At 42.6% G+C, this 12,315-nt stretch carries 9 protein-coding genes; 6 read left to right on the forward strand and 3 right to left on the reverse strand.

Annotation, left to right across the window (positions count from 1 at the left end):
* Positions 1-79: 79 nt before the first annotated feature.
* On the reverse strand, positions 80-1,513 hold the full coding sequence (gene pyk / locus L3V43_RS04415; protein ID WP_102056869.1) for a pyruvate kinase: 1,434 nt from the start codon (positions 1,511-1,513) through the stop codon (positions 80-82).
* 442 nt (positions 1,514-1,955) lie between these two features.
* Here pyk and gndA point away from each other — a divergent pair, with 442 nt between their 5' ends.
* On the forward strand, positions 1,956-3,329 hold the full coding sequence (gene gndA / locus L3V43_RS04420) for an NADP-dependent phosphogluconate dehydrogenase (protein ID WP_010604861.1): 1,374 nt from the start codon (positions 1,956-1,958) through the stop codon (positions 3,327-3,329).
* Positions 3,330-3,427: 98 nt separating this feature from the next.
* Here gndA and ansA read toward each other — a convergent pair whose 3' ends face one another.
* Complete coding sequence (gene ansA, locus L3V43_RS04425; protein WP_102056868.1) at positions 3,428-4,438, reverse strand: asparaginase; 1,011 nt, start codon at positions 4,436-4,438, stop codon at positions 3,428-3,430.
* A 71-nt stretch (positions 4,439-4,509) separates the two neighbouring features.
* Complete coding sequence (sppA, locus tag L3V43_RS04430) at positions 4,510-6,390, reverse strand: signal peptide peptidase SppA (RefSeq protein WP_102056867.1); 1,881 nt, start codon at positions 6,388-6,390, stop codon at positions 4,510-4,512.
* A 212-nt stretch (positions 6,391-6,602) separates the two neighbouring features.
* On the opposite strand from sppA, the gene L3V43_RS04435 reads away from it, so the two are divergent.
* The 5 genes from L3V43_RS04435 to L3V43_RS04455 all read left to right on the forward strand — a co-directional run bounded on the left by L3V43_RS04435 (position 6,603) and on the right by L3V43_RS04455 (position 12,266).
* Positions 6,603-8,564 (forward strand): NADPH-dependent 2,4-dienoyl-CoA reductase, encoded by a 1,962-nt coding sequence (locus L3V43_RS04435; protein ID WP_237116010.1) that lies wholly within the window; start codon positions 6,603-6,605, stop codon positions 8,562-8,564.
* 63 nt (positions 8,565-8,627) lie between these two features.
* Positions 8,628-9,335, forward strand: coding sequence for a DoxX family protein (locus L3V43_RS04440; protein WP_102056865.1), 708 nt, complete (start codon positions 8,628-8,630; stop codon positions 9,333-9,335).
* Positions 9,336-9,520: 185 nt separating this feature from the next.
* Entirely contained in the window at positions 9,521-10,069 is a 549-nt protein-coding gene (locus tag L3V43_RS04445) for an NAD(P)H nitroreductase (RefSeq protein ID WP_237116011.1), read from the forward strand.
* Between the two features lie 12 nt (positions 10,070-10,081).
* The gene (upp, locus tag L3V43_RS04450; protein WP_010377000.1) at positions 10,082-10,714 is read left to right on the forward strand and encodes a uracil phosphoribosyltransferase; all 633 of its coding nucleotides are present in this window, start codon (positions 10,082-10,084) and stop codon (positions 10,712-10,714) included.
* A 124-nt stretch (positions 10,715-10,838) separates the two neighbouring features.
* Positions 10,839-12,266, forward strand: a complete 1,428-nt coding sequence (locus tag L3V43_RS04455; RefSeq protein ID WP_237116012.1) for a M1 family aminopeptidase — start codon at positions 10,839-10,841, stop codon at positions 12,264-12,266.
* Positions 12,267-12,315 lie beyond the last annotated feature (49 nt).

Below are 12,315 nucleotides of genomic sequence, written 5' to 3' on the forward strand. Positions count from 1 at the left end.
TGTATTTTATGTGCTTGTACACTTTAGAGTATTCTAAGGAAAGATGAACTAGGCAGCAAGGCTACCTAGTTCAACGCTTTTACACTGTGACGATTTTCAGCGTGTTACTGGCGCCGATAGTTTCCATCTTATCACCGTGTGTGATGATCACTGTGTCGCCTTTTTCCAATGAGCCAGCAGCAACTAGCGTATCAAGCGCTTCGCGAACAGTTGAATCATCTGAGCATTGCGTCGAATCAAATCTTACCGGATATACACCACGATAGAGTGATGCCTGCCCAAGTGTTGATTGATGGCGAGACAGTGCGTAAATAGGCAATCCAGAACTGATACGAGACATTAATTTTGCGGTATTACCCGATTCAGTTAGTGCGACAATCGCCTTTACTGAATCTAAATGGTTCGCAGCGTACATTGCCGACAGCGCGATAGTTTCACAGGTATCGGCAAAACGGCTGTCTAAACGATGTTTAGAGATATGGATCTGCGGTTGAGATTCAGCACCTAAACACACACGTGCCATTGCCGCGACCGTTTGCTCAGGATAATCACCAGCAGCGGTTTCTGCTGAAAGCATTACCGCATCTGTGCCATCAAGCACTGCGTTTGCAACATCCATAACTTCAGCACGTGTTGGCATTGGGTTGTCAATCATTGACTCCATCATTTGGGTGGCAGTGATCACAGTACGGTTTAGTGAGCGGGCACGGCTGATAATTTGCTTCTGCTTACCAACAAGAGCAGCATCGCCAATTTCTACACCTAGATCACCACGGGCAACCATCACCGCATCAGAAGCCAATACGATATCGTCAATCGCTTCTACGGTTTCAACCGCTTCTGCACGTTCGATTTTTGCAAGTAACTGTGCATTAGAACCTGCTTTCTCCGCCAACCCTCTAACGTAACGCATGTCGTCACCACTGCGAGGGAACGAAACCGCAATATAATCCACACCAATTTCAGCTGCTGTGATCAAATCTTCTTTGTCTTTGTCAGTAAATGCAGGTGCTGTTAAGCCGCCGCCTAAACGGTTGATCCCTTTATTGTTCGACAATACGCCGCCAACTTTAACACTAGTGTGAACCAAGTGACCTTGTACTTCTTCAACAACAAGCTGAATAAGTCCATCGTTTAATAACAGCAAATCACCTTGTTTTACGTCATTCGGTAATTCTTTATAGTCGATACCCACGGCTTCAACGTGACCTTGGCCAGGCTCCATTTTTGCATCGAGCGTGAATTTTACACCCACTTCTAAGAACACTTTGCCTTCTTTAAATGTTGAAACGCGGATTTTAGGACCTTGCAAATCTGCAAGGATCGCTACATTTACGCCTAAGCGTTTAGCAATTTCGCGAACGGCTTCGGCTCTATTTTTGTGATCTTGAGCTACACCGTGTGAAAAGTTTAGTCTGACTACGTTGGTGCCGGCACGAATGATTTTTTCTAAGTTGTTATCTCTATCCGTCGCTGGCCCCAGTGTTGCGACGATTTTTGTGCGTCTAAGCATCAGATTCTCCTGTTAGCTTATCAAGGTAAGCAAAAACTTATGAATGTGTTAAAAGTAAATCAAAATTGCTGTTTTTTTACACATGCCACATTGTAAAATCACGATTTAACTAATTAGAGCATAAAGAATTATGCAAAACCCTTTTTAACACTCGAATTAAGTTATATGATCTATATGTCATCATTATGACACCGGTGTCAGTGGCCGTCAATCTCGAATATTTTACCTTACAGCTTAGGGGACCATTTGAGATTTATCACAAAATTGGTGAATTCGTGCTGCTGTCACTATATTGCTATACAGTGAATTGTGTTAGCTGTCATATTTTGGGGACTGATATGATACCAGTGAATTGTGTGTCTCGCTGGTCAATCATGGTCGCTCAGGTATAATGCACATACACGAACGCATAAAGTTTTGATGTTACCGAGGAGGAAACTAAATGCAGGTTGCATTAGTTGGTTTGGGTGTGATGGGTAAAAACCTCGCGCTAAATCTAATTGAGAAGGGGATGACCTTAGTCGCTTATGACAAGAACCCCGAAGTAGGTGCGGAATTATTGAGTTGCGCACAGTCGTTAGGTATGGCGGAGCGCTTACACATAGTGTCTGATCTCGGTGATATGATCAGAAGATTAGAGACTCCTCGCTCGATTTTATTACTCGTTCCAGCAGGTGAACTAGTAGATAAAGTTTGTAGCGATTTGGTTGAAGCTGGAGTTGAGAAAGACGATATCATCGTTGACTGTGGTAACAGTAATTACAAAGATGGTATTGCACGTAAATTGAAATATCAGAATAAATTTGAGTTTGCCACTATGGGGATTTCTGGCGGTGCCGAAGGTGCACGCCATGGTCCTGCAATGATGGCAAGTGGTTCAGAAGGTGGCTGGGAGCGTATCGAGCCTTGGTTCGAAAAAGTTGCTGCGAGCTACAACAACGAATCATGTTTCGCGCGTGTAGGGCAATCGGCCAGCGGTCACTTTGTTAAAATGGTGCACAATGGTATTGAGTATGCGTTGATGCAGCTTATTGCCGAGCTTTATCAATTGCTACGCTTGGGGACCGGTCGCTCTCCTAAAGAAGTTGCTGAGATTTTTGAATCTTGGTCTGAAGGTAAATTAAATAGTTATCTACTTGCAATTTCTAGCCACATTTTAAGTCTAGAAACAGATCAGGGCGAGTCTTTAGTCGACCTTATCGACAATAAGGTAGGAGCTAAGGGCACTGGCCTTTGGACGGCGCAAAACGCACTGGAGCTTGGTATTGCCGTACCTTCGCTTGTGGCTGCGGTACAAGCTCGCCATCTCACCAATACTATTGATACTCCCGCTGCAAAAGAAATGACGTATGCGAATAAATCAACGCAAACAATTGAGGTTGATTTAGACGAGTTAAAAGATGCGTTTTATTTTGCCAGTTTGCTATGCTACCGCCAAGGTCTTGCACTGATTAAGGGCGCGTCACGTGCACACCAATGGAAAGTGGATCTCAATAAAACGCTACAAACCTGGCGTGCGGGCTGTATTATCCGAGCTGATTACTTAGACGATATCGCTGAAGGTGTTGAATTTATCGATTCACTTGAGAAACCTGCACTTGCACTACGTAGCATTACAGGTAAAGCGGTGGCGACTGGTTTGTCTTTCCCAGTGCTTGCTGCGACGCAAACTTATATTGCAACACTGAGCACGCCAAGCAACGGACACTTGGTGCAAGCACAGCGTGATTACTTTGGTGAGCACGGTATAAAGACACACAGTGGTGAAACTTGTCACCTTACTGATCTTGTCGATATCGAAGCAAAAGTTAGATAATAATCGACGTTCGGAGTAGTTCGAGCTGATTTAAAAGCCGTGGTGAAGATATCACGGCTTTTTTGTTGCGATACTTTTCGCTTTATTGATATCGATTACTATCGAGTTAGCTCGCCGCGCAGATTGTCTTGCATCAAATGGCGGATCGTTTCAAGCTCAAGCTGCTGGCTAAATAAATAGTGTAGCTTTGTTAAGCACGCTTCTAGTGTCATATCGTAGCCACTGATCACACCACAGTTTAATAACGCATTTCCTGTCGCGTAGCCGCCCATATTCACTTTTCCTTGAATACATTGGGTGAGGTTGATAATTACCACTCCGCGATCGCTGATTGCTTTAAGCTCAGTTAAAAAGTGCTCGTCTTGTGGCGCGTTACCAACCCCGAAGCTCAATAAGATCAGCGCTTTCATTTCGCCACGCGTTAGGTTCTTAAGGATTTCAGTTGAGATCCCAGGATACAAATGCATTACTGCGATAGGTTGAGGTGAAATCTTGGTGACTTGCAAGCTTTGCTCAACGTAAGGGCTTAGCTTCCCTTCGATCAGCTGAATATTGATCCCAGCTTGTGCCAGCGGCGAAAGGTTTGGAGAGGCGAATGCATCGAAGCCATCAGCATGAGCTTTGATTGCTCTATTACCGCGGTAAAGTTTATTGTTGAAAAACAAACTCACTTCGGCAATAGGGTAGTTAGCAGCCAAATACATCGCGTTTAACAGATTTACTTGACCATCAGAGCGCAGTTGTGACAACGGAATTTGAGAGCCGGTCACTATCACAGGTTTAGTTAAGTTCTCAAACATAAAGGATAGCGCAGAGGCAGTATAGGCCATGGTATCTGTACCATGGAGCACCACAAAACCATCGTAGTCGTGATATTTTGATTGAATGTCATCCGCGATAAGCTGCCAGTGATGCGGTGACATATCTGACGAATCAATTAACGGGCAATATTCATGAATATCAAAAAGCGGCATTTCATCGCGAGTAAACTCAGCGTTATTCTTTACCGTATCTGTTAGATATCCTGCAACCGGAACGTAACCACGACTGGATTGCTTCATACCAATGGTACCACCGGTATAGGCGATATATATTTTTTTTCTTTTCATAAAAAAGCCCAGAATAAAATCTGGGCTCAGTATAACAATTACAGCACCACAATTGCAGTGCTTAATCGATTTTACTCAGGTGAAACGTTACACACTAAGCAAAGCGTATAGACATGGTTAGGATCGTTAAGCTGGCCTAACATTTGAGTTTGTAGTGCTATTGTATTGCTAACGCTGTCTAGGGCATTTAATGCAGTTTTTGCGAATATTGATTGCTCAGGTACAAGGGCACTAATGGCACTTTGCACCATAGACGCACCAAATAATTGCTGCATCAGCTTTTCTTGCTCGGTGAGTGTTTGTTCAATAGTGATAACATCATACATCTCTAAATTAGCAAGACTTGCAGCCGCTTCAATGGCATCATTTTTGTTACCTAACTTATCGACTAGGCCAAAATCAAGCGCCTGAGTTGCTAGCCATACACGTCCTTGCGCAACCTCATTAACCGCTGACTTATCAAGGTTTCGCTCATTCGCAACCATGGAAATAAACTTATCATAGGCATCTTCAACACCCATTTGGATAAGATTTTTATAGCCACCATCTATCCCTCTGAATGGAGATTGGCCTTTTAATTCGGTTGTCGCAACACCATCAGAGTATATTCCTAATGAGTTTGCTGCATTTTCAAAGGTCATTATCATGCCAAATACACCAATAGAACCCGTGATAGTGCTTGGCGATGCCCAAATTTCATTAGCTGATGCCGCAATCCAATAACCGCCGGAAGCTGCAACTGAACCCATTGATGCTATCACAGGTTTTCCAGCGGCTTTTAGTGCAATAACTTCATTACGAATGGTTTCAGAAGCAAACATGCTACCACCGCCGGAGTCAATTCTTAGTACGACGGCTTTCACTTTGTCGTTAAGGCGAGCCTTCTTAAGTAGTGCTGCTGTTGAATCGCCACCAATAGCTCCCGCTTTACGCTTGCCATCAGAGATTTGACCTTTAGCAACAACCACAGCGACTTTCTCGGTAAATGGATTTTCTGCAAACTCTTTAGGCGGTAACGTCGATAGATATTGACTGAACGAGACCTGTTTAAAAGATTTTCCCTTTGCATCAAGACCAACTTCATCGATCAGTTTCTGAGCAAATGCTTGATTGGTGGTTAATGCATCGACCCATTGGTTGTCGATAGCATATTTGGCGGAATCGCCTTGTGCAGCTTCCATTTTGTCTGTTAATGCTGCGAAGGTTTCATCAAAATTAGCCACATCAAAACCGCGGTTTTCGGCTACTTCTGTTTTATATTGTGTCCAAAGCGGGGTGATCCATCCAAGATTTGATTCTTTTGCTTCTGGTGACATATCGCTGCGAATATAAGGTTCAACGGCCGACTTGTATGTACCAACGCGGAAAATATGCTGCGTAACTTTAAGCTTATCAAGCGCCTCTTTGAAATACAGCGGGTACATGCCAAAACCGGTGATGTTAACCCCACCGTAAGGATGTAGAGAAATTTCATCGGCTACTGAGGCGAGATAATATTGAGCTTGAGTGTAATAAGCGCCGTGAGCATAGATTTTTTTGCCTGTCGCTTTGAATTGCGCGAGCGCGTCTTTGATATCTCGTAATTTGTCGAGATGGGCGCTATGAAGACGTTGTAAATCAAGATACATCACTGTAATGCGGTCATCTTGAGCTGCTTTATTGATAACATCAATGACATCATCTAACAAAATTTCACTTGGCTCTTCTGAATCGGCGAAAGCATCACTCATGGCCGCCTCAACTGGGTCAACATAGGTCAATTGTTCGACTATGATACCGTTTAGGTTTAAACGTAATACGCTTTTACTTTCGACCTCAACCTGATCCTCACCAGATACAATGCTTATCACTATGGCGATAAGAATGAATAAAAACAGCAGATTTAGAATTAATCGCCTAGAAAAGTTCAGTGTGGCCCAAATGCCCTTAAAAATATTCGCTATCAGTTTCAAAATGATCCCTTATGCTTAACTTCAATACAACTCTATACATTTATCATATATCAGAGCGAGTTTCATGAATAATAGAAAAACGTAACGAAGTATTTTCATGATTGAAATATCGCCAATGCTGCCAAATTCGTTAATTTCTTTCTTCTTAAGACTTGCCAAATAATAAAAAAACGTTAATGTTCACAGGTAAGACCAGTTTTGTGGGGCGGCAAATGTTAGAACAAGAACTACAACTTAAACATACCAGTTTGCGAAATCGCTTGGTAATGGGATCAATGCATACCGGGCTTGAAGAAGGGTGGCACAACCGAAAGCGGCTCACTGCATTTTATGAAGAACGAGCAAGAGGTGGAGTGGGCCTGATCGTAACTGGTGGTTACAGTCCAAACCTACGTGGTAAGTTGACACCAATTTCTTCTTCTTTTAACTCGTTATACGATGTAATTAAACACAAAGCATACACCGAGGTAGTACATAAACACGGCGGCAAAATTTGTCTACAGTTACTACATGCTGGGCGCTATGCTTATCATCCATTCAACACTGCACCTAGTGCGATCAAAGCACCGATTAATCCGTATAAACCAAAAGCAATGAGCTTAAGTGCCATCAAAGGTACGATTAAAGACTTTGCTCACTCAGCTAAATTGGCCGAAAAAGCAGGCTACGATGGTGTGGAGATCATGGGCTCAGAGGGCTATTTAATCAATGAGTTTATGGCGGGTCATACCAATAAGCGCACTGATGACTATGGTGGTAGCTTAGAAAACAGAATGCGATTGGCAACAGATATTGTAAAAGCGGTTAGAGCGAAAGTGAGGGATAAGTTCATTATCGTTTTTCGCCTGTCGGTCATGGACTTAATCCCAAATGGCTCAACTCCAGAAGAAGTTGTGCTTCAAGCCAAAGCTTTGGTCGCGGCAGGTGTGGATATTCTTAACACCGGTATTGGTTGGCATGAGGCGCGCGTTCCAACAATTGCATCAATGGTGCCTCCTGGTGCCTACCGTGAAGCGTCACATAGGCTAAAACAGGCTGTCGATATACCCGTTGTAGCAGTAAATAGGATTAACACGCCAGATCTTGCTAATGACATTTTAGCCAAAGGTGATGCCGACCTTATTTCTATGGCGCGTCCATTACTGGCTGATCCTGAATTCTTTAACAAATATCAAGAGCAGCGCTCGGAACAAATCAATATTTGCATCGGCTGTAATCAGGGTTGTTTAGACCACGTATTTAAAGGTAAACGAGCAACATGTTTGGTAAATCCACAAGCCGGATTTGAATTGGATTATCCACTTCATACCGCCCAAAGGAAAAAACAAGTACTCGTTGTTGGGGCAGGACCTGCTGGGTTGTCTGTAAGTTACTATCTCGCTAAAAAAGGCCACCAAGTTAAGTTGATTGATAAAGGTAGCGAGCTTGGTGGTCAGTTTAATTTAGCGATGCGAATACCAGGTAAAGAAGATTTCCAACATACGCTTAAATACTATGTCAGCGAAATAAATCGCTTAGGCGTTGAGCTTTGCCTAAATACACCATACGAAGAAACAATGGCAAACGCGTTTGATGATGTGGTATTTGCAACGGGTGTAAGCCCACGTATGTCGAAAATAGAATGCGCAGATGGGAAACGTGTGTTTGCCTATGACGAAGTTATTAAAGGTGAAGTAGAATTAGGTAATAAAATTGCTATTTTAGGTGCCGGTGGTATTGGCTTTGACATGGTAGCGTTTTTAACTGAACAGCGAGAACAAACGATCCCTGATTTTAAATCTCAATGGGGAATAGAATGCGAAGCGCAGCCTTCACAAGAGCAAAGGCCGATTTATATGTTAAAACGCTCTGAAGGACGTTTTGGTAAAGACTTAGGTAAGACCACCGGTTGGATCCACAGAGCCGTTGCAAAACACCACAATGTTCAGCAAATTGCAGAATGCGAATATATCAGCTTTGATAATCAAGGTTTGACCGTAAGAGTTGCGGGTGAAGAGCAACTGTTAGATGTCGATACGGTCATTGCTTGTATTGGACAAGTTTCTAACGATAGCTTGTTCGATAAAGAGGTGCTACCTGAAAATCAGCACGTTATCGGTGGGGCTAAACTAGCGGCAGCGATTGATGCTAAGCGAGCGATTGCAGAAGCCCTTCAGGTAGCAAGAAAGATCTAACGAAATAACCCAACCCAATCTGCGGTCTATACTGATAATTCAAACATCAACTATGGATCGCATATGCTTGCCAACCTACTAAAGCCGTATCGGCAACTACAACATTTATCTCAACATTTTTCTGGTATCGCGCCATTACTCATGCGCCTTATTCTCGCGCCAGTTATGATCATTGCAGGTTACAATAAATTAAATTTGGCTAATCCGGACGCGACATTTTTACAACGCCTCCTCGCCGATCCCGATATTGTCGCATGGTTTGGCAATAGTGAATGGGGCTTAGGCTTACCTTTTCCTGACTTACTTGCCTTTCTTGCCGCTTGGACAGAGTTTTTAGGTGGTTGGTTGATTTTGCTTGGCTTGCTTACGCGTTTAGTGTCTATACCGCTCATGGTGACTATGGTAGTTGCTGCAACGACGGTGCATTTGGAGCATGGCTGGTTTTCGGTAACGCCAACAAACCCAGACACCAGCGCCGCTAAAGTATTAGACTGGCTTGGCTTTGACGAAGCTAAAGTGAGCTTAGAAAATAGCGTAGCAGCGAAGCAACGTTTGGATTCAATTAAAGAGATAGTCGAAGAAAATGGCAGACCAAATTATCTCTATGAAAAAGGCAATATTGTTATTTTAAACAATGGAATTGAATTTGCGGCAACTTACTTTGTATTACTACTTTCACTATTTTTTACCGGTGGTGGACGTTATGTCAGTGCTGACTATTGGTTGAGGCTACTTATTGATAGGAAACAACGCAATTTACTTCCAGAGTAAAACGAAATATTGCAAGGATGCTATCCAGAAATCCGTGATGTCACGTGGTCGAATTTAAGGGAAAATGATAGACTACAAGCCACGTAATACCAATTTGCTTAAGTATTTGGTCTATTTCGGGACACGTATTAAGTCAAATTGGTATAATTCACGGCCATTTTGAAGGCACAACACGGGATGAGTTAATGGACGCCATAGAATTACTCTTAACACGCCAGTCAGATAGCAATCTGTCTTTTCCTGGACCTAATCCAGCTCAGTTAGAAATCATTAAAAAAGCAGCACTAAAAGTGCCAGATCATGGTGGCTTAACACCGTTTAGATTTATTACAGTTGAAGAAAAAGGCCGCGAAAAGCTAGGTGAAATCTATTATCAAGCGGCGGTGAAAGAGCTGCAAGAGCAGCGGGTGATAGATAGAGCGAGAGAGCTACCAGAGCGCGCGCCTATGTTGATCATCGCAGTATCTCCTTATCAAGAACATCCAAAAGTGCTTCGTATTGAGCAAATTCAAAGTGCCGGTTGTAGTGTACTTGCTATGCAGCAAGCAGCTTTTGCACAGGGGTTGTCTGGTGTGTGGCGAACGGGTTACTTTGCCCAGAGTCCAGAAGTGAAAAAGCAACTTGGTCTCGATGAAAAAGATGAGATCGTTGGCTATCTTTATTTAGGTACGCCTACGGTGCAGTGTACAAAGCCAGTAAGGCATAAACCAGAAGATTTCTTTAGCAGTTTATAAGGATACGCAGCCATGGCATTACATGTAATTGATCACCCATTAGTTCAGCATAAACTTGGACTCTTGCGAGAGCAGGGTATATCAACCAAAAACTTTCGCGAAATTGTCTCAGAAGTTGGCAACTTACTCACTTACGAAGCAACAAAAGATTTGACGTTGAGCGATCAGGTCATCTCTGCTTGGGATGGTAACGAATTAACAGTTAAAAGGCTGACAGGCAAAAAGATCACCTTGGTGCCAATTTTAAGAGCCGGTTTGGGAATGCTAGATGGCATACTGCAATTGATCCCAGCAGCTAAAGTAAGTGTTGTGGGTTTACAGCGTAACGAAGAAACACTTGAGCCAGTGCCTTATTTTGAGAAGTTGGTGGGCAATATCGATGCTAGACTCGCTTTGGTTATTGATCCAATGCTGGCAACGGGTGGCTCACTGATTGCTACTATCGACATGCTAAAAAAAGCAGGTTCAAAAGAGATCAGAGCGATTGTGCTGGTAGCTGCGCCTGAGGGAGTAAAGTTGGTGGAAGAAGCGCATCCTGATGTTGAAATTTATACCGCTTCGCTGGATAGTCATCTAAATGAAAAAGGATATATTGTGCCAGGTCTAGGTGATGCCGGTGACAAAATCTTCGGTACGAGAACCTAGCAGGTTTAGTGATTAACAGATTTTGTTTTTTGATCTAAAACAATGATACAAAAAAATATGGTAGTAAAAACATGCCTTCCGCTCTATTTTTGTTAAAACAACAAAATAATATTAAGGATAGACGATGTATTTGCTACGTATTTTTTTGTGGCTAAGCTGCATTTCTGCTTCAGCAAGCGAGCTCCCCAGCATTGAAAAAATAGAAACATTTGCAACCAACTATCATCTCAATCTCAACATACATACACAAACAAGCAATCTATCTGGCAGCGCAACGATAACGGTTAAAAATCAAGGAACAACACCAACTAGAGTAATCCCATTAAGACTTTATCGCTTGCTTAGTGTTGTCGATATCACTTCGGAAGCGGGTAAGTCCCTCAACTATACACAAGGAGTAGTAAGTAATATTGATGACTCACTATTTCAGTCTAATTATATTAAATTATCGTTATCTGAGGCGCTCCAACCCGATCAACAAACAACTTTTACTGTTAATTATTCTGGCCATATAAAGGGGTATGTAGAAACTGGGATGGCTTATATTAAAGATGACATCACCCCTTTGTTTTCTATTATTCGTATGGACGCATATGCTTATCCGCTCATCACAGTGCCTGATGATAGGGTCAATCGCGCGTCACGCTTTTGGCAGAAGCTGTATAACTACACCGCTAGCATCGAAGTGGATAGCGGCTTAGTAGTAGCAAATGGTGGAATTTTACTAGGCGTAACAGAGACCGATCAAGGAAGAAAGGTTTATTCGTACAAAAACCAGAAACCCTCATGGAGAATGGACTTCATGGTCGCACCATATACCGTGACAAAAGGAGATGGCGTTAAGCTATTTACGTTACCGGGAAATGAATATGCAACTGACTATATGGAAAAGGCAAAACAAACCATAACATTGTATGAAAGTTGGTTTGGTCAACGTCAAAGCACTGGTGAGTTTAGCTTTATAGAGATCCCAAAGGGGTTTGGTGCTCAAGCTGATGTTACCGCAATTATTCAAGACAGAGAGGGGTTTGTGGAGGTAACTCGTTTGTATCACGAACTGAGTCATCTATGGGACCCACGTTCGAATGAAAGCTACTCACCACGCTGGAATGAAGGTAAGGCTACCTTTTTAGAATATTTAACGGATTCACGGCTGAATAAAAGGGTGTCTTTAAGCTCGCATATGACAAACGTACTAAAACGAGCAAAAAACCAGTTCGTTAAACAGCCTAAATATTTAACGACTGCGTTTGAAGAGTATGGAAAAGCTGGGCTTAATGCCTATTCGGTAGGGGCGCTATTTTTTGCGCTTTTGCATCATGAGCTAGGAGAGGAAAGGTTTAATCATTTACTACGTACTTTTTATGCAGCACATGTTAAAAGCGGAGCATCAACAGGCGACTTTATCCTTGCACTGCGTGATTTGAAAGATCCTAACATTGATTGGATATTATCTCGTTGGGTGAATAGCCATAGGTTCACGCTTGATATTTTAGACGCTACCAACTTTGAGAACTTCATCACGTTGAGTATAAGAAGTAGTAAAATATAAATAATCCAAATAAAAAAGCTACCCACAAGAGGTAGCTTTTTGGCTTCTA

The sequence above is a fragment of the Pseudoalteromonas sp. L23 genome (assembly GCF_021728455.1).
GTDB lineage: Bacteria > Pseudomonadota > Gammaproteobacteria > Enterobacterales > Alteromonadaceae > Pseudoalteromonas.